The 19,054-nt window shown below is 71.2% G+C and carries 21 protein-coding genes and 3 tRNA genes; 11 read left to right on the top strand and 13 right to left on the bottom strand.

Features of this window, described 5'->3' with window-relative positions; all coding sequences use genetic code 11:
• The first annotated feature begins 75 nt into the window (after positions 1–75).
• The 5 genes from ACFYTT_RS10035 (at position 76) to amcA (ending at position 4,841) form a co-directional block, all read left to right on the top strand.
• Entirely contained in the window at positions 76–408 is a 333-nt protein-coding gene (locus tag ACFYTT_RS10035) for a sterol carrier family protein (protein ID WP_387258478.1), read from the top strand.
• Positions 409–571: 163 nt separating this feature from the next.
• Positions 572–2,125, top strand: a complete 1,554-nt coding sequence (gene purF / locus ACFYTT_RS10030) for an amidophosphoribosyltransferase (RefSeq protein WP_236145569.1) — start codon at positions 572–574, stop codon at positions 2,123–2,125.
• 64 nt (positions 2,126–2,189) lie between these two features.
• Positions 2,190–3,341: a phosphoribosylformylglycinamidine cyclo-ligase gene (gene purM / locus ACFYTT_RS10025; protein WP_131051417.1), complete on the top strand. Its 1,152-nt coding sequence runs from the start codon at positions 2,190–2,192 to the stop codon at positions 3,339–3,341.
• A 191-nt stretch (positions 3,342–3,532) separates the two neighbouring features.
• Entirely contained in the window at positions 3,533–4,651 is a 1,119-nt protein-coding gene (gene amcB / locus ACFYTT_RS10020; RefSeq protein ID WP_343232748.1) for a cyclophane-forming radical SAM peptide maturase AmcB, read from the top strand.
• On the top strand, positions 4,605–4,841 hold the full coding sequence (gene amcA / locus ACFYTT_RS10015) for a multiple cyclophane-containing RiPP AmcA (protein WP_131051419.1): 237 nt from the start codon (positions 4,605–4,607) through the stop codon (positions 4,839–4,841). Before amcB ends, amcA begins: the two co-directional genes overlap by 47 nt.
• Before the next feature lie 142 nt (positions 4,842–4,983).
• On the opposite strand, the gene ACFYTT_RS10010 is transcribed toward amcA, so the two are convergent.
• Together ACFYTT_RS10010 and ACFYTT_RS10005 are read right to left on the bottom strand one after the other, a co-directional pair.
• A complete protein-coding gene (locus ACFYTT_RS10010) occupies positions 4,984–5,193 on the bottom strand; it encodes a DUF3073 domain-containing protein (protein WP_131051420.1) in 210 nt (69 codons plus the stop codon).
• Positions 5,194–5,490: 297 nt separating this feature from the next.
• On the bottom strand, positions 5,491–6,573 hold the full coding sequence (locus ACFYTT_RS10005) for a Glu/Leu/Phe/Val dehydrogenase (protein ID WP_387258475.1): 1,083 nt from the start codon (positions 6,571–6,573) through the stop codon (positions 5,491–5,493).
• A 274-nt stretch (positions 6,574–6,847) separates the two neighbouring features.
• Between ACFYTT_RS10005 and ACFYTT_RS10000 the strand changes: the two genes are divergently transcribed.
• Positions 6,848–7,687 (top strand): hypothetical protein, encoded by an 840-nt coding sequence (locus tag ACFYTT_RS10000; RefSeq protein ID WP_131051422.1) that lies wholly within the window; start codon positions 6,848–6,850, stop codon positions 7,685–7,687.
• A 252-nt stretch (positions 7,688–7,939) separates the two neighbouring features.
• Positions 7,940–8,149: a BldC family transcriptional regulator gene (locus ACFYTT_RS09995; RefSeq protein ID WP_007073996.1), complete on the top strand. Its 210-nt coding sequence runs from the start codon at positions 7,940–7,942 to the stop codon at positions 8,147–8,149.
• A 100-nt stretch (positions 8,150–8,249) separates the two neighbouring features.
• On the opposite strand, the gene ACFYTT_RS09990 is transcribed toward ACFYTT_RS09995, so the two are convergent.
• Positions 8,250–8,630, bottom strand: coding sequence for a PPOX class F420-dependent oxidoreductase (locus ACFYTT_RS09990; protein WP_117229983.1), 381 nt, complete (start codon positions 8,628–8,630; stop codon positions 8,250–8,252).
• 55 nt (positions 8,631–8,685) lie between these two features.
• Between ACFYTT_RS09990 and ACFYTT_RS09985 the strand changes: the two genes are divergently transcribed.
• Complete coding sequence (locus ACFYTT_RS09985) at positions 8,686–9,462, top strand: bifunctional 2-polyprenyl-6-hydroxyphenol methylase/3-demethylubiquinol 3-O-methyltransferase UbiG (protein WP_131051423.1); 777 nt, start codon at positions 8,686–8,688, stop codon at positions 9,460–9,462.
• A gap of 117 nt (positions 9,463–9,579) precedes the next feature.
• Here the strand turns inward: ACFYTT_RS09985 and ACFYTT_RS09980 are convergent, their stop codons facing one another.
• Positions 9,580–9,876 carry a hypothetical protein gene (locus tag ACFYTT_RS09980; protein ID WP_131051424.1) on the bottom strand — a complete coding sequence of 99 codons (297 nt, stop codon included), beginning with the start codon at positions 9,874–9,876 and terminating at the stop codon, positions 9,580–9,582.
• 193 nt (positions 9,877–10,069) lie between these two features.
• On the opposite strand from ACFYTT_RS09980, the gene ACFYTT_RS09975 reads away from it, so the two are divergent.
• Both ACFYTT_RS09975 and ACFYTT_RS09970 read left to right on the top strand, forming a co-directional pair.
• Positions 10,070–11,002: a 3-hydroxyacyl-CoA dehydrogenase family protein gene (locus ACFYTT_RS09975; protein ID WP_387258473.1), complete on the top strand. Its 933-nt coding sequence runs from the start codon at positions 10,070–10,072 to the stop codon at positions 11,000–11,002.
• A complete protein-coding gene (locus tag ACFYTT_RS09970; protein ID WP_131051426.1) occupies positions 10,999–11,745 on the top strand; it encodes an enoyl-CoA hydratase/isomerase family protein in 747 nt (248 codons plus the stop codon). Before ACFYTT_RS09975 ends, ACFYTT_RS09970 begins: the two co-directional genes overlap by 4 nt.
• A 66-nt stretch (positions 11,746–11,811) precedes the next feature.
• On the opposite strand, the gene ACFYTT_RS09965 is transcribed toward ACFYTT_RS09970, so the two are convergent.
• Positions 11,812–13,149, bottom strand: a complete 1,338-nt coding sequence (locus tag ACFYTT_RS09965) for an ABC transporter substrate-binding protein (protein WP_131051427.1) — start codon at positions 13,147–13,149, stop codon at positions 11,812–11,814.
• A 154-nt stretch (positions 13,150–13,303) separates the two neighbouring features.
• Here ACFYTT_RS09965 and ACFYTT_RS09960 point away from each other — a divergent pair, with 154 nt between their 5' ends.
• Positions 13,304–13,693, top strand: a complete 390-nt coding sequence (locus tag ACFYTT_RS09960; protein WP_131051428.1) for a hypothetical protein — start codon at positions 13,304–13,306, stop codon at positions 13,691–13,693.
• Between the two features lie 50 nt (positions 13,694–13,743).
• Here ACFYTT_RS09960 and ACFYTT_RS09955 read toward each other — a convergent pair whose 3' ends face one another.
• From ACFYTT_RS09955 to crtI, 8 genes are all read right to left on the bottom strand, one after another.
• Entirely contained in the window at positions 13,744–14,256 is a 513-nt protein-coding gene (locus ACFYTT_RS09955) for an SRPBCC family protein (protein WP_131051429.1), read from the bottom strand.
• Between the two features lie 345 nt (positions 14,257–14,601).
• Positions 14,602–14,675, bottom strand: a tRNA-Phe gene (locus ACFYTT_RS09950).
• A gap of 102 nt (positions 14,676–14,777) precedes the next feature.
• Positions 14,778–14,851: transfer RNA gene (locus ACFYTT_RS09945), tRNA-Asp, on the bottom strand.
• 33 nt (positions 14,852–14,884) lie between these two features.
• A tRNA-Glu gene (locus ACFYTT_RS09940) sits at positions 14,885–14,957 on the bottom strand.
• A gap of 153 nt (positions 14,958–15,110) precedes the next feature.
• Positions 15,111–15,893 (bottom strand): polysaccharide deacetylase family protein, encoded by a 783-nt coding sequence (locus tag ACFYTT_RS09935; protein ID WP_131051431.1) that lies wholly within the window; start codon positions 15,891–15,893, stop codon positions 15,111–15,113.
• Positions 15,894–16,048: 155 nt separating this feature from the next.
• A complete protein-coding gene (locus tag ACFYTT_RS09930) occupies positions 16,049–16,984 on the bottom strand; it encodes a MerR family transcriptional regulator (RefSeq protein ID WP_131051432.1) in 936 nt (311 codons plus the stop codon).
• Positions 16,974–17,552: an isopentenyl-diphosphate Delta-isomerase gene (gene idi / locus ACFYTT_RS09925; protein WP_387258470.1), complete on the bottom strand. Its 579-nt coding sequence runs from the start codon at positions 17,550–17,552 to the stop codon at positions 16,974–16,976. Before idi ends, ACFYTT_RS09930 begins: the two co-directional genes overlap by 11 nt.
• A gap of 16 nt (positions 17,553–17,568) precedes the next feature.
• Positions 17,569–19,050 (bottom strand): phytoene desaturase family protein, encoded by a 1,482-nt coding sequence (gene crtI, locus ACFYTT_RS09920; RefSeq protein WP_387258469.1) that lies wholly within the window; start codon positions 19,048–19,050, stop codon positions 17,569–17,571.
• Positions 19,051–19,054 lie beyond the last annotated feature (4 nt).

Genomic DNA, 19,054 nt, shown 5'->3' with positions numbered 1-19,054 from the left:
AGGGCCATCGTGACGCGCCGGGCGACCGCGCCGTATCGTCCCGTCGTGTCCTCTCCGTACATTAAGTCCGCTGCGGTGGCCGCAGTGCTGTCGGCGCTCGACGAGGGGCGCGCGCCCGAACGGCCGGTGCTTCGTGCGGCGGTCAGGGCCCTGCTGGCCACCCTCGCGGAGCGTGCCCCCGGCCGATCGGTGGAGGTGCGTGTCCCACCTTACGGTGCAGTTCAGTGCGTTCCGGGGCCACGACACACCCGCGGTACTCCGCCGAACACGGTGGAGATGGATCCGCAGACATGGGTCCTTCTCGCCACCGGACGGCTCGACTGGGAGCGGGCCGTTACGGAGGGTCGCGTACGGGCGAGTGGCGCGCGAGCGGATCTGTCCGCGTACCTGCCGCTCGAACTGGAGTGACGCGTGTGGCGCGATGACACTACGCCGCATCAGTGTGACTGTATGTGGCGACATGGATTCGCGTACACTGTCAGGCGACGACAGTGTGGTTCCGGCCGATGCAGCGCGGAGCGGCCCCGGTGGCTCCGACAGGCCAGTCCAGACCAGCAAGAGGGAGCGGCAGGTGCCCCGAGGCGACGGCCGGCTGAGCCACGACCTTGATCCCCAACGACCAGGCCCCCAGGACGCGTGTGGCGTCTTCGGTGTCTGGGCGCCGGGGGAAGAGGTCGCCAACCTGACCTACTTCGGGCTGTACGCGTTGCAGCACCGTGGGCAGGAAGCGGCCGGGATAGCGGTCAGCGACGGCTCCGGCGTGGTGGTTTACAAGGATCTCGGCCTGGTCGCCCAGGTCTTCGACGAGCCGACGTTGGCGAGCCTGCGCGGGCACGTCGCCATCGGCCACACCCGATACTCGACCACCGGTGCCTCGACCTGGGAGAACGCCCAGCCGACCATCCGGGCCACCAGCTCGGGCACCACGATCGCGCTGGCGCACAACGGCAACCTGGTCAACACCGCCGATCTCCAGCGTGAGGTCGCCGAGCGTGGCCTGGGCACCGACGGCTCGACCAACGACACCTCGCTGGTCACCATGCTGCTGGCCAGTCGCCCGGATCTCTCCGTCGAGGCCGCCGCGCTGGAGGTGCTGCCGCAGTTGCGGGGCGCGTTCAGCTTCGCCTTCATGGACGAGACCACGCTGTACGCCGCCCGGGACCCGCACGGCGTGCGTCCGCTGGTGCTCGGCCGCCTGGAGCGGGGCTGGGTGGTGGCCAGCGAGACGGCGGCGCTGGACATCGTCGGCGCGAGCGTGGTCCGCGAGGTCGAGCCCGGTGAGTTGATCGCGATCGACGCCGAGGGGCTGCGCTCCAACCGGTTCGCCGCGCCCGAGCCCAAGGGCTGTCTCTTCGAGTACGTCTACATCGCCCGCCCGGACGCCACCATCGCCGGGCGCAACGTGCACTCGGCACGGGTGCAGATCGGCCGCCAGTTGGCCAAGGAGCACCCGGTCGAGGCGGACATGGTCATCCCGGTGCCCGAGTCGGGCACGCCGGCCGCCATCGGCTACGCCGAGGAGTCCGGCATCACCTACGGCGCCGGCCTGATGAAGAACCCGTACGTCGGGCGTACCTTCATCCAGCCGTCGCAGACCCTGCGTCAACTCGGCATCCGACTCAAGCTCAACCCGCTGCGCGAGAACGTACGCGGCAAGCGCCTGGTCGTGGTCGACGACTCGATCGTGCGGGGTAACACCCAGCGCGCGATCGTCCGGATGCTCCGCGAGGCCGGCGCGGTGGAGGTGCACGTCCGCATCTCCTCACCGCCGGTCTCCTGGCCCTGTTTCTACGGCATCGACTTCGCCACCCGCGCCGAGCTGCTCGCCAACGGCCTCGACAACGAGGGCATCCGGCGTTCCATCGGCGCTGACACGTTGGGCTACGTCTCGCTGCCCGGTCTGATCGCCGCGACCGAGCAGCCGAAGACCCGGCTGTGCCGGGCCTGCTTCGACGGGGAGTACCCGATCGAGTTGCCCGTCGGGAACCTGATCGGCAAGCACGTGCTCGAAGGGATCAGCCGCCGGGTCGCGAACCGCGTCGACGACGACGTCGACACCGGTGAGCAGGCCGGCACGACGCCCCGCACCGACGTGACGATGTCGGCGACCACACACCGCCCGTAGCACCATCCGGCTGCGGCGCCGGTCACCGCCGACGCGGCCGCCGAGAACCACTAAGGGGAGAACCGTGACGCACGTGTCCGAGCGCAGCGGCGCAGGAAGCAGCCCGACCGGCGGCGGCGACCGTCAGTCCTGGACGGCCGGCACCGGCCGCCCCGCTCGCAAACGTTCCGTCTCGTACGCGGACGCCGGCGTGTCGATCGAGGCGGGCGACCGCGCGGTCGAGCTGCTCAAGTCCAAGGTCAAGCAGACCCGACGGCCGGAGGTGATGGGCGACCTCGGCGGCTTCGCCGGCCTGTTCCGGCTGGACACCACGAAGTACAAGAACCCGATCCTGGCCTCCTCCACGGACGGCGTCGGCACCAAGCTGGTGATCGCGCAGCAGCTGGACATCCACGACACGGTCGGCATCGACCTGGTCGCGATGGTCGTCGACGACCTGGTGGCCTGCGGCGCCGAGCCGCTGTTCCTGCTGGACTACATCGCCACCGGTGAGGTCGTGCCGGACCGGGTCGCCGAGATCGGCGCCGGTATCGCCGACGGTTGCCGGTACGCGGGCTGCGCGCTGCTCGGTGGGGAGACCGCCGAGCACCCGGGTGTGCTGCGCCCCGACGAGTACGACATCTCGGCCACCGGCGTGGGCGTGGTGGAGGAGAGCGAACTCCTCAGCCCGGAGCGGGTCGAGGTGGGTGACGTGGTGATCGCCATGCGCTCGTCCGGCCTGCACTCCAACGGCTACTCCCTGGTCCGGCACGTGCTGCTGGGCGCCGGCCGGATGCGGCTGGACGTGGTGATCGACGACTTCGGCCGGCAGCGCACCCTCGGCGAGGAGCTGCTGACCCCGACCAAGATCTACGCGCAGGACTGCCTCAAGCTGATCGCCGAGGCGGAGGTGCGGTCGCTGGCCCACGTCACCGGCGGTGGCATCCCCGGCAACCTGGTGCGCATCCTGCCCGAGCACGTGGACGCGGTGGTCAACCGCTCCACCTGGAAGCCGCAGCCGATCTTCGACCTGATCCAGTCCAAGGGGCGGATCGACGACCCGGAGATGGAGGCGACCTTCAACATGGGCGTCGGCATGTTCGCGATCGTCTCGGCCGAGGACGCCGACCGCGCGCTGGCCACGCTGACCGGTCGCGGGGTGGACGCGTGGCAGGCCGGCGAGATCATCGAGGGCACCGGTGAGGTGCAGATGATCGGACAGCACACTCGCGGCTGATCATCTGACACCGATCGTCCAACCACCTGGTCAGGGGTTCACCCAAGTGGCCGTCGCGGCCTAGCCTTAGAGGCTGCTTCGCCTTTGAGGCGCTGCTTCGGAAGCTGTGGGTGCGCCAGTGCCGTGGTGTGCCCGGTAGCCGTCAACCGGTGAGGAGGGCGATGGCTGCACGGGGACGGTCGTTGCGGGGGATGCGGGGTCTGGCCGGCGTCCCGTCGTACGTCGTGATGCAGCCCACCACCCTCTGCAATCTGGATTGCGCGTACTGCTATCTGCCGTTGCGCGCGGCGGACCGGCGGATGCCGGTGGCGGTGGCGGAGGCGGTGGCCGCCTCGGTGAACCCGTGGGCCGCCTCCGGGCGGTTCTCGGTGGTCTGGCACGGCGGGGAGCCGCTCGCGGCGGGCCGGGAGCGACTGGCGGCGCTGATGGCGCCGTTCGCCGCCGAGGTGGAACACCACGTGCAGACCAACGCCACGCTGATCGACGACGCGTGGTGCGAGTTCTTCGTGACGCACCGGATCCGGGTCAGCGTCAGCGTGGACGGGCCCCGGGCGCGTAACGGGGACCGGGTCACCCGGGCCGGTCATCCGGCGTACGACCGGATCGTGCGGGGTGTGGCGACGCTGCGCCGGCACGACCTGCCGTTCTCGGCGCTGGCCGTGGTGAACGACCCGTCGCCGGAGCGGGCGGCGGAGTTGTACGCCTACTTCCTCGACCTCGGGTGCGAGGTGCTCGGGGTCAACATCGAGGAGACCGAGGGCGTCAACACCCGTGACAACGCTCACGACGCCGCCGCGGTGACCGGTTTCTGGGCCGAGCTGGTCGCGGCCTGGCGACGCGAGCCACGGATCCACCTGCGGGAGGTCGAGTGGTCGCTGCGGTACGCCGCCGCGGTCCTGGACGGCACGGCGGACGACCTGTTGCCGGCCAGTCTCGACCCGATCCCCACCGTGGCGTACGACGGCGCGGTGGTCGTGCTCTCACCGGAGCTGGCCGGATTCACCGATCCGCGCCACGGCGACTTCAGCAGCGGGAACGTCCTGGCCACACCGTTGCACTCGATTCTCGCCGGTGCGGCCGGCACGGGCTGGGTCGGTGAGTTCCTGAGCGGGGTGGAAGCCTGCCGCTCGTCCTGCCCGTACTTCGGTTTCTGTGGCGGAGGCCACGCGGCCAACCGCTACTTCGAGCTGGGCCGTTTCGACGGTACGGAGACCGAGCACTGCCGCAACAGCAAGATCCGCCTACTGGAGGGAGTGTTGGATCATGCCCGAGACCACAGGTCACCGGGAGCCCGAGCGGGTGACGGGTAACGAGGCCGACCGGGTCACCGACCGGGTGCGGGAGGCCGCTGCCGGGCTCACCGCACTGCTCCAGGAGGCGGAGGCCGCACGACGGCTACGAGCGGAGGTGGCGGGCGGCGACGGGGCGAGCGCGGTCTGCGCCTGGAACCACTTCGAGAACATCCCGACGTTCTACAACTGGAACAACCGGCCTCGCTGACCGGCCGGAGTCGAGGGCCCGCCACGTTCCCGGATTACCTCCGGGCGTGGCAGGCCCTTGAGCGTCGGGTGGTACGCCGCCGCGTGCCGGGCACATACGTGAGCACGCGGGGAGTTACCGCGTGCTCGGATGTGACCGGGGGTCAGCGGGTGGGACGGACCCAGGTGTCCGGGTCGTCCTCGGCGTGGTCCTCATCATCGTCGACGTACTCTTTGTCGTCGTCGAAATGGTGGTCCGACTTGCCGCTGCCGCCGAGTTCTCGCTGCAAGGCGGCGAGGTCGGTGTTCGGGGAGTGATACTTCAGCTCCCGGGCCACCTTTGTCTGCTTGGCCTTAGCACGGCCGCGCCCCATGGCTCGACCCCCTCGCACAGAATGCGGGGCAGCCCGAAGGCGGGCCCCGATGACGTCAGGCATCTCTCGTGGCTCTTACGGTACATGGGGATGCCACCGTTCGGCACCTCGGGTTACCGCTGACCGCCGCCGCGCGTGGCGGTCAACCGGTCGTCACCCATTGTACCCGGTAAGGAGCGATGCCGGGAACGGTCCTGACACGGGGTAAAACTCCATGAACGCGTCGTATTTTCAGTTTAGCCGGATGCGCCCGTTAAGGGCGGGAGCAACGCGGCCCGCCCTCAACGTACGGCGAGGTCACCGCAGGTGGATCGCGCGCAGCCGGCCGATGTCGGCCATCCGCCGCTCCGCCAGCCGGTCGGCCGCCACGGCGGGCGGGACACCGTCGGTGTCGGCGAGCCGGAGGATCTCCCGCGTGGTGTCGAAGATGCGGGTCGCCCGCAGCTTGGCGCGGTCGAAGTCGAAGCCCTCGATCTCGTCCGCGACCTGGATCACACCACCGGCGTTCACCACGTAGTCCGGCGCGTAGAGGATGCCCCGGTCGGCGAGCAGCTTCTCCACGCCCGAATGGGCGAGCTGGTTGTTCGCCGCACCGGCGACCACCTTCGCCCGCAGCGCGCCGACCGTGTCGTCGTCCAGGGCGCCGCCGAGGGCGCAGGGCGCGTACACGTCGATGTCGGCGGCGGCCAGCGCGGACGCGTCCTCGACGAGCGTCACCTCGGGGTGGGTGGTCCGCGCCCAGTCCAGCGCGCGGGGGCTCACGTCGGTGGCCACCACCTCGGCGCCGTCCTCCAGCAGGTGACCGACCAGGTACTTGCCGACCTTGCCCAGGCCGGCCACACCGACCCGCCTGCCGTGCAGCGTGGGGACCCCCCAGACGTGCTCGGCCGCCGCGCGCATGCCCTGGAAGACGCCCCAGGCGGTGAGGATCGAGGAATCGCCGGCACCGCCGTGCTCGACACTGCGGCCGGTGACGTACCGCGTCTCGCGGGCGATGACGTCCATGTCCGGCACGTACGTGCCGACGTCGCAGGCGGTGTAGTAGCGCCCGCTCAGCGACTCCACGAAGCGGCCGTACGCGCGCAGCAGCGCCTCGCTCTTGATCTGCTCGGGGTCACCCCAGATGACCGCCTTGCCGCCACCCAGGTCCAGCCCGGCGAGAGCGTTCTTGTACGCCATGCCGCGGGACAGGTCGAGCACGTCGGCGAGGGCGGCCTCCTCGCTCGCGTACGGGTAGAAGCGGGTGCCACCCAGCGCCGGGCCGAGCGCGGTGGAGTAGATCCCGATGATCGCCTTCAGGCCGGTCTGCTTGTCCTGGCAGAACACGACCTGCTCGTGGCCCGTGGATTCCGGGTCGTCGGAAGTGGCGAATACGCCCATGACTGGCTCCTGTGTCGGCGGGCGTCCTTGTGGGACGCGGACCTCGGTCGAGCCGGCGGGGATGCTGCCGGTGGTGCGAGCCTAGTATCGACGGGCGCTCCCCGGCCCCTCCCGGGCGTCCACGTCCCGCCCAGCGGGCGTACGCACCGGGCGTGCCGACGCCCGCGCCGTAGGGCGCGACGAGGGCGCCGGACCCCCGTTTCGGCTCGCCACGCGGTACCGGCCGGGTGACGCCGAGCAACGCTCGGCTTGCCGTTCGTGGGAGGATCGCGCCGTGCCGTCGCTCTTCGCCTCATACCTGCGCGTGTACGAGCCGCTGACCGCCTTCGATCGCGATCGTCAGGCGTACTGGCGGCGCTACGTCGAGCAGGGGCGGGCGGTGGCGCCGGTGGAGGGACCGGTACGGCAACGGACCTCGGTGATCGAGGCGCTCGGTGCCGGCTGGACCCGGCTGCCCGACCTGCCCGACGAGGCGTACGTGCTGGAGACGGACGAGACGCTGCTGGTGTGCCCGTGGAACCTGCGCATCCGGGTGGCCGAGGCCGCGCTGAGCGCCCGGGACGGGGTGCCGGCGGTGCTCGCCGACGCGTTCGTGCCGCCGGTGCTGGCCGGGCAGGCCAAGGCCGTGGTGGAGGACTGGCGCAGCGGGGCCCGGGTGCTGGAGCACGGCGTACCCCGGGTGCACGAGCAGATCGCCACCTGGGGGGTGCCGCTGCGCTGGTTCGTGCTCTTCGAGGCGCAGGAGCGTCACCACGTGACCGCACCGGAGCGTCGTGCGTTGCGCTTCCGGACGGAGATCTCGAAGGCCCGTCGCCGGTCGTCGCGTGCGCTGTCGGTGCTGCGCAAGTCGGTGGGGGAGGCGCCCATCACCGAGGCGGTCGAGGAGGCCGCCCGGTGGCTGGAGGAGTTCCACCCCCGCTCGGTGGTGGAACTGGACTACGGGGGTCTGGTCGAGTTGCTCTCCGACGAGACGCTCGCCGAGGACGACTCGGCGGAACTCGTCGCCACGGGACTCGCCGGACTGTCGCGTGGTGAGGCCGAGGAGGCGTCTGCGGCGTACGACAAGCTCGTTGCGCGCTGGCGGGCCGTGCAACTTCTAGAACGCTGCAACTAGTCCGCTTTTGCCCAAATTTCGGGCTGCAACATGAGGCGTGCTCGTAGTTGTTGCGTCACGAACCGTGACTATGAGTCCGAATAAGGTACTTTCTGGCGTGTAATAGTCGTATAAATCGGGCATGGTTCATCCGTCCGTCTAGGGACGTTCGGCCGTTCGGCCCATGTCGGACATCGGGGACTAGCCGGACCATGGGAGACGCGTCGGCCGGCGGGACCCCGGCCGATGTCTCTACATGTGGAGGAGTGACCGATGGCATCGCGAACGCACGAACCAGAGCCGCTACTCACACCGGCCGAGGTGGCGTCGATGTTCCGTGTCGACCCGAAGACGGTGACCCGCTGGGCGAAGGCCGGCAAGCTGAGCGCCATCCGGACCCTGGGCGGCCACCGCCGGTATCGCGAGTCCGAGGTCAGGGCGCTGTTGCAGGGGCAGATCCCGCAGCAGCGTCAGGGGGACTGACCGGCTGGTAGATAGCAGAGACACCACGAAGGGCGACGGATTCTCGAACTCGTCGCCCTTCGACATGTCCCGACCCGGCGGCCGGGTCGGCGTACCGGCCTCAGCCGGTCAGCTCGACCCGGATCCCCACCGTGCCGCCGGTGCCCCGGCGGAGTCGGCTGCCGAGCAGCGTCAGCCGCCCGATCACTCGGTACTTCTGCTTGATCAGCCCCCGGATGCGATCGGTCGCTCCGGGGTCGTAGAGGCTCGCCCGGGCGGGCACCGCCTCGCCATGGGGTCGACCGCGCACGTCGCACGGCGCCACCGTGACATCCCCACTGCGCCGGATCCGCTTCACCTTGCCGGCATCCGCCGCAGACCACACCGCCAGGGCGTCGCCGTCGCGTACCGCCCAGACCGGGGTCGGCACCGCGCGGCCGTCCTTGCGGAAGGTCGTGAGGAGTATGTACTTCTCCGCCGAGAGGCGGTCCAACGTGGTCACGCCGCCCAGGATACGGGCGTCGCGCGCGACTGAGCAGCCCGTTAGCGTTAAGGACGTGACGGGGGAACCACGGATCGGTGACGTCTTCGGAGAACTGCTGCGCGACGCGCTGGCGGTGGCGACCGGGGTCGGTCCCCGGCCGCTGGCCGGCGGGCGGCTGCCCCGACCGGTCATCGAGATCATCGAACGGGACGACGGGCTGGTCAACGGCGCGCCCGCCGCCCACTACCTGGCCGGGCCGCAGGAGTGGCAACCACACGACCACCGGGCCGTGGACCGGGTGCGGGGCGCGACACTGGACGTCGGCGTCGGCGGCGGCCGGATCGCCCTGCTGTTGCAGGAGCGCGGCGTACCCGTGACCGGGCTGGACGTCTCGCCCGGCGCGCTCGCGGTGTGCCGTCGTCGGGGCGTACGCGATCTGGTGCACGGCACGGTCGACGAGCACTGCGCCGACGGGCGGCGCTACGACACGTTCCTGTTGCTCGGCAACAACCTGGGCCTGTTCGAGGGTCGGGAGCGCGCACCCGCCTTCCTGGCGGCCCTGGCCGCGATGGCCAACCCCGGGGCGCAGGTGATCGCGCACGGCACCGACCCGTACGGCACCACCGATCCGCTGCACAGCCGCTACCACGAGCGCAACCGTCGACGGGGCCGCCTCGGCGGGCAGCTCCGGCTGCGGCTGCGCTACCGCGAACTCGGTACGCCCTGGTTCGACTACCTGGTCTGCTCGCCGGCCGAACTCGCCGAACTGGTCCGGGGCACCGCATGGCGACTGACCGACGTGGACGACCGGGACGCCCCGTACTACCTCGCCACCCTGCGCCTGAGCTGAGCGCCGAAGGCCGCCTGAGGGCCGCCTGAGCTGAGCGCCTGGGCGCCGCCGGATGTTAGGAAGGGTCCCCTGCTATGCCGTAGGCGTTAGCAGGGGACCCTTCCTTGCTCCGAAGGCTTAGACCTGGACGGTCGGCGGGAGCTGCTCCGGCGGCAGGCCGCCGTCGCCGTCGACGACCTCGTCGGGCTGACCGTCCTCGTCGATGTCGACCATCGTGACGTCCACCTTGCCGTCGCCGTCGGTGTCGAACTGGAACAGGTCGGCCTTGCCGTCACCGTCGGTGTCGACCACCCAGACGTCGGTACGGCCGTCGTTGTTGGTGTCGGCGCGCAGCAACTCGATGCGCTCGTCGCCGCGCGTCTCGACGGTCTCCTGGGTGCCCGAGTCGCCCGTGGTCTCCGGTGCCTGGCTCATCTGTTCGTCCTTCCCTTTGGCTGTCGGCGGTCTGTACCCGATCCCGTCCGCCCCCACGCATCGGGCCCGGTCGGTGCTGCATAGGGTCGCAGCATGACTGAGCGGAGCGTACGGGCCGGTTGCGGCGTGGCGGCGATCCCGCGCGTCGACGGCGTCGGAGAGCGTGTCGTCGTCACCCTGCGGTGGTGGCACCATGACTGAACGATTCGTGGTGGTGGGTGCCGGCACCATGGGCCTCGGCATCGCGTACGTGGCGGCCGGCGCCGGCCACACGGTGGAACTGGTCGAGGTGAACCGGGAACGCGGTGCGGAGGCAATGATCCGGCTCGCCGAGCTGTGGGACCGGGGCGTCCGGCGCGGCAGGTTGACCGTGGTGCAGGCCGCCGCGAACCAGGAACGCGTCACCCTGCGGGCGGGCCTGGCCGAGGTGGCTGCGGAGCCACAGGTGATCGTGGAGGCGGTGCCGGAACGGCTCGACCTGAAGCGGGCCGTGCTGGCCGAGGCAGAGGCGCTGCACCCCGCCCTACTGGGCAGCAACACCTCCAGCATCCCGATCGCCGAGCTGGCCCAGGGACTGCGCCGGCCCGAGCGCTTCTGCGGGCTGCACTTCTTCAACCCGGTCTGGGCGATGGCGCTGCTGGAGATCGTGGTCGGCGCGGCCACCGCGCCGGAGACCACCGCCGCCGCCGTCACGCTCGCCACCCGGCTGGGCAAGGACCCCGTGGTGGTACGCGACATGCCGGGCTTCGCCACCTCCCGGCTCGGGGTGGCCCTCGGTCTGGAGGCGATCCGGATGGTCGCCGACGGGGTGGCCGACCCGGCCGACATCGACAAGGCGATGGTGCTCGGCTACCGGCACCCGGTCGGGCCACTGGAGCTGACCGACCTGGTGGGTCTGGACGTACGCCTCGACATCGCCCGCACCCTCCAGGCCGCGTACGGGGACCGGTTCGCGCCGCCACCGCTGCTGACCGAGATGGTGGCGGCCGGTCGGCTCGGCAAGAAGTCGGGGCAGGGCTTCTATCACTGGGTCGACGGTGTGCGTACGGACGGCACGGCGCGGCCTGAGACGGGCGAGGGGACGCCGGGCGTGGCTTCCGCCGACCGGACGGGCGCGGTCCGATGAGCGGCGGGCTGCGGGTCGAGGAACGCCCGGACCGGCTGGTGGTCACACTGGACCGGCCGGAGAAGCGCAACGCCATCGACGCCGACCTGATCGCCGCGCTGCACGAGGTCTGCGCCGACCTGGAGGCCCGTCCCCGGATGCTGTTGCTGACCGGCGGCACCGACGGGATCTTCGCCGGTGGGGCGGACATCGGTCAGCTACGCGAGCGGGGCCGCCTGGATGCGCTGGCCGCGATCAACTCGGCCGCCTTCGCCCGGATCCGGGCGCTGCCGATGCCGACCGTGGCGGCCGTCGACGGTCCTGCTCTGGGCGGTGGCGCCGAGCTCGCGTACGCCTGCGATCTGCGGGTCTGCACCGAGCGGGCGGTCTTCGGCCAGCCGGAGGTGCGGCTCGGCATCCTGGCCGGTGCCGGCGCGACGCACCGGCTGCCGGCGCTGGTCGGTGAGGCTCGGGCCAAGGAACTGCTGTTCACCGGTCGCCGGGTGGACGCGGCGGAGGCGTCCCGGATCGGACTGGTCAACCGGGTGGTGGCGGGGCCGGAGGAGTTGCTGCCGGCCGCCCACGCGCTGATCGACGAGATGGCGAAGGGCTCGGCGCTGGCGCTGCGGCTGACCAAGCTCGCCGTGGACGCGCCGCCCGCCGCCCATCCGCACCTGGACCTGGTCAGCCAGGCGGTGCTCTTCGAGGACGACGAGAAGTACCGCCGGATGACGGATTTCCTGGACCGGCGTCGCGGTCGCTGAGACCGACCGCAGAGACCACGACGGCCGCACCGGAACCCTCCGGTGCGGCCGTCGTGGTCGGATCGGTCAGCGGCCCAGCGCGGCCAGCGGCACGTCGGCGTCCGCCAGCGCCCGGATCACCGCGGCCGACTCGCTGAAGCCGATGAGAAGTACGGCGTCGGCACCGAAATCCTTGATCTGCTTGGCGCCGTCACTGAAGTTGATCGGTGCGGCGTCGGCACCCTCGCCCGGCTCGTAGCCGAGCAGCGTCACCTTGTCGCCGCCGAACCCGGCCCGCTCCAGTTCGGCCCGGACGGCCTCTTGGAGGCCCTCGCCGTAGGCGTCCTTACGGGCCACGATGGCGATCTTCTGCGGCCCGTCGCGGAGGATCACGTCGGCCAACGCCCGACCCTGGAGGCTGTCCGGCGGCGCGGTACGGAAGTAGAGGCCCTTGTCCTCCGCGTCGGTCAGCGACGCGGCGGTGTTCGACGGGGAGAAGAGGATGCGGCCGGCTGCCACCACGTCCGGCAGGACGGCGGCTGAGATACCGGAGGCGCCGGCCCCGATGATCACGTGTACCCCGGCACCGACGTGGCTGGCGACCGTCCGCTTGGCGACCGTCGGGTCCGTGCCGTCGTCGCCGTCGATCCAGACCACGTCCTCGTCGAGCACACCGCCGGCCGCGTTGATCTCCTTGATCGCCAGGCCCACACCGGCTGCGATCGGCGGGTACGCCAGGGCCAGATCGCCGGTCTTGGGCAGCAGACCGCCGAGGACGAGCGGCGCGCCGCTGGGCTGCTGGCTGCCACGCGGCGGTGCCTTCGTGCTCGCCGCCGACTCGTCCCCGGCGCCGACGAACTCCGTCTTGGCGTCGTTGAGCTGCTGGTTGTCGAAGTGCAGGGTGGCGTAACTGGCGGTGGCGGGCTCACCGGCGTCGGTGAACCCGGCGCGGGTGATCGACACGCTGCGGTACTCGATGTCGTCGCCGTCGCGGGCCAGCCGCAGGCACTGGGCGGGGGTCTCGCAGCGGGTGCCCTCGTTGGTGACGCCGACGATCTGCCGGGCGATGGCCGCCGGGTTGGTGCTGCCGGCGAGTTCCGTCGCGAGCGCGCTGATCACCACCGCGTCGTACGCCTCGGCGGCGTAGAGGAAGTCGTTCAGCCCCGGGTCCATGGACCGGAGCCGGTTCTTGAAGTCCTCCGGCAGCGGAGTCAGGGGAGTGGTGCCCTTCATGCCGTCGACGAGGTTGGCGCGATCCTGCAACTCTTCCGGGTACGAGTTGAGCATGTTGCCGTCCGTACCGTAGAGGCGCACCTGGTCGGCGCCCGCCTCCTCGGTCTGGTCGTTCCCGCACGCGCTGGTGGCGAGCAGGAGGGTGGCGCAGGTGGCCATGATGGCCGCCCGCAAGCCGCGTGACATGTGCATCGTCGTCCTTCCTACGGCGAAGGTCCGCTGCGCAGACTAACGTGCCGTGACGCACGGCGGGACCGTGGAGGCGTGTCTATCCGCAGGTCGCCCTCCCTAATTACGGAGAGTCACCATCGGTGGTCGCTTGACCGGGCCCCCTACCGTGCGGTGGGTGACCGACTCGCCACAGCAGACGTACGACGACGCCTCCGCCATCCTCAGTTCGGCGCTCGACGGCGACTCCGACGGTGTGGTCGGGACATTCGACGCGGTGGTGGACCGGGCCGGCCTCGTCGGGGCGTACGACGTGGCGTGGTGCCTGGCCGCGACGATGGTCGGTGATCCGGTGCCGCCCGGCGCCTGCGCGCTCGACTTCCCCGAAATCGACCAGGCCGAGTACGACGCCCGCTGGGTGGCCCGTTTCGTCAGCGCGTACGCCAACTCGGACCTGGACACCGCCCGTGCCCTGTTCGGTGCGGCGGTGGCCGACGGGCTGCTGCCGGAGTGCCTGCTGACCCTCGCCGGTTCGACGGTGGCCACCCTGCGGCACCGGTCCGCCTGAGCCGCAGCGCCCGGCGGCGCCGGTCCGCCTGAGCGACAACGGCAGCCCGTTCAGGTGCCGGACTGGACCACCGTGGTGGCGTACCGGGACAGCAGCTCGTGCCAGCCGGCGGTCAGCGCCTGCCGGTAGCCCTCCGCGGCCTGGCCGTGCCGGTCGAAGTGCCGGTGCGCGACCTCGACCAGGGTGCCGGAGCCTTCCGGCGTGAACAGCACCTCGACCTCGCTGGCCTGCGCCGGATCGGGCACCGGGGCGCGGTCCGCCCCGATCTGCCAGGTGAACACCAGCCGCCGGGGCGGATCCCAGGTCAGCACCCGGCCCCAGTCGCTGCGGAAGCCGTAGGGGCCGATCTCATAGAGCATGCCGCCGGCCTGCAGCTCCATGCCAAGCTCGGCCAGGGCCTCCGGGCCGGACCAGGTGTACTCCATCACCCACCAGTCGGCGAGCCTGCTGGTGAACACCGCGTAGGCCTGCTCAGGGGCGGCCGGGACGACCAGGGCGCTGTGGATCGTGAACCGCTCGTGATCCTGTCGGATGTCGATCGGATCAGTAATCCCCTGTCCCATAGGCCCGGACCATACCGGCTCATGCCCGCGTGCGCAGCTTCCCGCAAGGCCGAGACCTGCCGGAAGATCCGCTTACGGGTCGATTCCGGTCCGCCACGGACATCGGCGGATGGCGGCCTGCGGAGCGGGCACCACCGAGTCGAACGGACCCGAGCCGTCGGCGGCCCGGCAGTTGGCCGAGCAGGCCGGGGAGAGCATCCTGCAGGCGGGGCGCAGCTGTGGGACGTCATCCAGAGCGGATTGGCACAACGTCGCCAGGACGGCTGAGCGGCGTTACCGGGGAAAGCAAAACACCGACCGGCGTTTCCGCTGGTCGGCGTTGCTGTAGCCCGGCGAAAGGCTATGTGGCCAGGGGCGGGGTCGAACCGCCGACCTTCCGATTTTCAGTCGGACGCTCGTACCAACTGAGCTACCTGGCCGTGGTGCTCGGCTCATGCTACCCGTCCCACCGGGTTCCCGTCGGGAGGGTCACATGCCCCGATACGCAGAACGCCGCGCGAGGTGCGCGGCGTCAGCGCTTGCGGTCCTGACGGGACTTGAACCCGCGACCTCCGCCTTGACAGGGCGGCGAGCACTCCAACTGCTCCACAGGACCTAGCTGGTGTTGCATTCGACCGAAGTCGAACCGTGCCCCCAACGGGATTCGAACCCGTGCTACCGCCTTGAAAGGGCGGCGTCCTGGGCCGCTAGACGATGAGGGCGGCCCCGCTATCATTGCACATTCGCAACGTGAGCGGACTTGCTCCCATCCGGCCCCGCCGGAGGCTTGGAAAGCATACGTGATGTCTCACCGGTCGGCCAAACCGGTGTGGCTACCGCCGCAACGTCTCGTAAAAGTGCAGCTCAGAACGGGTCTATCCGAGCTTGGTGATGCCGAGGTCGCGCTTCAGGGCGGCGATCACCCTGGTGCAGGCGGCGAGCGTGGCGGCCCGATTGCCGCCTCCGTCGTGCAGCAGCACCACCGCGCCGGGCTTGGCGCTGCGCTTCACCCGCTTCTCGATCGTGGCGGCGGTCGGCTTGGCCCAGTCCTGCGGGTCCACCGTCCAGTGCAGCGACCGCATGTCCAGCTTCTTGGCGACCCGCACCACCTCGGCGGTCCACCGGCCGCCGGGCTGGCGGTAGAACGGGATCTCCGCGTCGGGTACCGCCCGCCGGATCTCCTTGTTCGTCCGGACCAGGTCGGCGCGGATCTCGGCGACCGGCCGCCGGGCGAGGTCGAGGTCGTGGTTCCAGCTGTGGTTGCAGAGCTGGTGCCCCTCCCGGACGATCCGCCGGAGCAGGTCGGGATGCTTGCGGACCTGGGCGCCGACCACACAGAAGGTGGCGGTGACGCCCGCCTTCTTCAGGCGGTCGAGCACCTTGGGCGTCCAGGTCGGATCGGGTCCGTCGTCGAAGGTGAGAGCCACCCCCTCGGCCCCGGTGGTGCGGACCAGCCCGGCCGGCAGCTTGGCCGGCAGGGCCCGCAGTGGGGGCTTGGGCGGGGCCAGCGTCGGTGACGGCGAGGGCTCCGGGGGCAGGGCGGCCGACGGAGGAGGGCTGGACGGGGTGGTCGCCTGGGGCGACTCGCCGCCACCGCCGCAGCCGGTCACCAGGAGGACCAGGCTCGTGACACACGCGAGCAGGACACGGGTACGCATCGTTCGCTCCCGAGAGGGGTTCGGGTTCGACGGACTGCCCGACGCTAGTTCACCCGATTTGAGTAGACAAACGCCGGGTCAGGACGCCACCGCTTTCCGTGCCGACCTAATGCCGTGAACCCCTATGGAAGCCTGCAAAGGCCCCGAAATTTCTCTCAGGATGCGGCCGAACGGTCGAGCGAGTCGCGTACGGCGACGATGAGCGAGACCGCTTCGGTCAGGTCGATCGGCCGGACCACCCCGGCCGGCAGACTCTCGGCCCGCCACCCCGGTCCCGCCGCGAGGACCAGCAGCGGTCGACGCGGAACGGTCAGCAAGGCGCTGAGCTGGGTGGCATCGGCCGTGGCCCGGGTGTGCGACCAGACCACCACGGCGGCCGGTCCGGTCCGGTCGATCGCGTCCAGCAGCGCCCTCACCGGGACCCGGGCGCCGAGCATCCGGTGCGCGACACCGGCCTCGGCCAGCGCGGCGGCCAGCGCCTCCAGGGGCAGGCTGTGCTGCTCCTCGTCGGCGCAGGACAGCAGGATGCGCGGCGGCCCGAGGACGGGACGGGTGGCCGCCGCCAAGGCGAACGCCGCCGAGACACAGCGCGACAGCAGATGTTCCACCTCGATCAACACGTCTGTCGCGGCGTGCCGTTGCCCGATGCCGGCGAGCACCGGGCGCAGCAGCCTGTCCCAGGTGCCGATCACACCCTCGGTGGCCAGGCTGCGTGAGATCGCCTCGTTGATCGCGACCGCGTCCAGCCGCATCGCGGCACGCGCCAGGCCGCGCGCTGCCGGACCGGCGCGGCCCACCGGAATGGTGTTGCCTCCGCCGTCCCGCGCGGTCCTCGACCGGGCGACACCACCCGCCGCCGTGGCGGGAGCCTGCCGGGCCCATCGCGCCGCCTCCGCCGGACTGAGCCCCTCGCCGGTGAGCCGTCGCATGACCTCCAGCCGGGCGAGGTCGGCCGTCGTGTAGCGGCGGTGGTGTCCGGGTACGTGCTCGCTGGGCCCGAGGCCGTAGCGCTGGTGCCAGGTGCGCAGCGTGGTCACCGCGACGCCGAGTCGTCGGGCGACCGCCCCCGCGCTCAGTGCCTCATCGGCCACCCGGCCGCTCCGGCCCGTCGCCGGCCGGGGCCGAGGGGTGGAGCAGACGGTCCACCACGCCGACCAGCCACGGCGCGTACGCGTCGGGGTTACGGTCGAGCTCGGCGGTCAGTGCCGCAGGGTCGACCCAGCGCAGCTCGGCGACCTCCGCAGGCTCGGGACTCAGTGGTGTGTCCGGCGAGAACTCGCCACGCAGGACGTGGTCGTACTCGACTTCGACCCGACCCGTGGACGGGTCCTCGGCGCGGTACACGTGCACGCCGACCTCGGTCAGCACCACCGGGCCGACGCCGAGTTCCTCGTGTAGCCGGCGGTTGGCGGACTCGGCCACGTCCTCACCGGGCTGCGGGTGACCACAGCACGTGTTGGCCCAGCGCAGCGGGAACCGTGTCTTCGCCGCAGCCCGACGCTGGAGGAGGATCCGGCCGTCCGGCGAGACGAGCAGCACGGAGAAGGCACGGTGCAGCTGACCGGGGGTCTGGTGGGCGGCGGACACGGTGGCCGACCCGATCCGCCGGCCCGAATCGTCGACCAGCTCGACCAGGTGGGCTTCCCGCGACAGTGACATCAGAGCCATCCTTCGTTCAGCGGCCACGGCCGGTGATGCGACCGGCGGCCAGCTTGCCCGAGATGAGCACCATGGGAACCCCGACGCCGGGCTGCGTGCCCGAGCCGACGAACACCACGTTGGACAGCGACGGGTGCAGGTTCGACGGTCGGAACGGACCGGTCTGGAACAGGGTGTGCGCGGCGGCGAACGGCGTGCCGGCGGCCATGCCCTGCTCCGCCCACTCGGCCGGGGTGACCGCCCGGAGCACCTCGACGCCGTCGCCGAAGCCGACGTAGCCGCGTTCCTCAAGGGTGGCGACGAGCTGGTCGGAGTAGCGGGCGGTGAGGTCGCCGCGCCACTCGAAGGGTGCCCGCTCCAGGTTCGGCACCGGGGCGAGCACGTAGTAGGTGTGCCGTCCGGCAGGCGCGACCGCCGGGTCCGTCCGGCTCGGGTTGGTGACCAGCAGGGACGGGTCGCTCATCAGCTCACCGCGTCGGATGACCTCGTCGAACGTGCCCTTCCAGGAGCGCCCGAAGTGGATGTTGTGGTGCGCGATGCGCCGGTAGCCCTGGGTCGAGCCGACGTGCAGCACGATGCAGGACGGCGAGTAGGTCAGGCGGCGTTGCCGGGTCGCCGGCAGCAGGTCGCGGTAGGCCACCGGCAGGTCGGGGTTGAGGACCACCACGTCGGCGGGGACGAACTCGCCGTCGGCGGTCAGCACGCCGGTGGCCCGGCCGTGGGCGGTCTCCACCCGGGTCACCGTGGTGCCGTACCGGATCTTGACGCCGTGCTTCTCGGCGGCGCCGGCCAGCCCGCGCGAGACCGCGTGGATGCCGCCGCGCGGGAAGAAGACCCCGGCGACCGAGTCGAGGTACGCGATGACCGCGTAGATGGCCAGCGCGTCGTGCGGGGCGAGGCCGGCGTACATCGCCTGGAAGGAGAAGATGCGCCGGGTACGCGGGTCGCGGAAGAACTGGTCGATCTTGGTCTGGAGCCGCCGGAAGGCGCCGGTGGCGACCAGCTTGAGCAGGTTGGCGGTGAGCAGGTCGGTGGGGGCGTCGAGGTTGCGCTCGATGAAGTCGGCCCGCTCCAACCGCCACAGGTTCCGTGCGAAGTCGACGAACCGCAGGTAGCCGTCGGCCTCGCGGGGCCCGCAGACCCGGGAGATCTCCGCCGCCATCCGGGCGGTGTCGGTCAGCACGTCGAGCGTGGAACCGTCCGGGTAGTAGGCGCGGTACGCCGGGTCGAGCGGCATCAGGTCGACCCAGTCGGACAGCTCCTCGCCCACCGCGCCGAGCGCCTCGGCGATCAGGTCGGGCATGGTGAGCACGGTGGGGCCGGTGTCGAACTCGTAGCCGTCCACGCTGAGCCGTCCGGCCCGTCCACCCGGCACCGGCTCACGTTCCAGCAGGGTCACCTGCCGCCCGCTGCCCGCCAGGTGCAGTGCGCAGGCCAGGCCGCCGAGGCCCGCTCCGACGACCACGACCTGATCCGTACGCCCGTCCACGGTTCGCACCGAG

Origin of the sequence: Micromonospora sp. NPDC003816 (assembly GCF_042874705.1) — a bacterium.
In the GTDB taxonomy this organism is placed as follows: Bacteria; Actinomycetota; Actinomycetes; order Mycobacteriales; family Micromonosporaceae; genus Micromonospora.
This window is presented reverse-complemented; position numbering and strand designations above follow the sequence as displayed.

Coding starts and splice junctions, on each gene's coding strand:
- ACFYTT_RS09975 (WP_387258473.1), top strand. CDS start 10,070: ATGACTGAACGATTCGTGGTGGTGGGTGCCGGCACCATGGGCCTCGGC.
- ACFYTT_RS10010 (WP_131051420.1), bottom strand. CDS start 5,193: ATGGGGCGCGGCCGTGCTAAGGCCAAGCAGACAAAGGTGGCCCGGGAG.
- ACFYTT_RS09970 (WP_131051426.1), top strand. CDS start 10,999: ATGAGCGGCGGGCTGCGGGTCGAGGAACGCCCGGACCGGCTGGTGGTC.
- idi (WP_387258470.1), bottom strand. CDS start 17,552: ATGTCACTGTCGCGGGAAGCCCACCTGGTCGAGCTGGTCGACGATTCG.
- ACFYTT_RS10005 (WP_387258475.1), bottom strand. CDS start 6,573: ATGGGCGTATTCGCCACTTCCGACGACCCGGAATCCACGGGCCACGAG.
- amcA (WP_131051419.1), top strand. CDS start 4,605: ATGCCCGAGACCACAGGTCACCGGGAGCCCGAGCGGGTGACGGGTAAC.
- ACFYTT_RS09955 (WP_131051429.1), bottom strand. CDS start 14,256: ATGGGACAGGGGATTACTGATCCGATCGACATCCGACAGGATCACGAG.
- amcB (WP_343232748.1), top strand. CDS start 3,533: ATGCGGGGTCTGGCCGGCGTCCCGTCGTACGTCGTGATGCAGCCCACC.
- ACFYTT_RS09980 (WP_131051424.1), bottom strand. CDS start 9,876: ATGAGCCAGGCACCGGAGACCACGGGCGACTCGGGCACCCAGGAGACC.
- ACFYTT_RS09935 (WP_131051431.1), bottom strand. CDS start 15,893: ATGCGTACCCGTGTCCTGCTCGCGTGTGTCACGAGCCTGGTCCTCCTG.
- ACFYTT_RS09965 (WP_131051427.1), bottom strand. CDS start 13,149: ATGCACATGTCACGCGGCTTGCGGGCGGCCATCATGGCCACCTGCGCC.
- ACFYTT_RS09995 (WP_007073996.1), top strand. CDS start 7,940: ATGGCATCGCGAACGCACGAACCAGAGCCGCTACTCACACCGGCCGAG.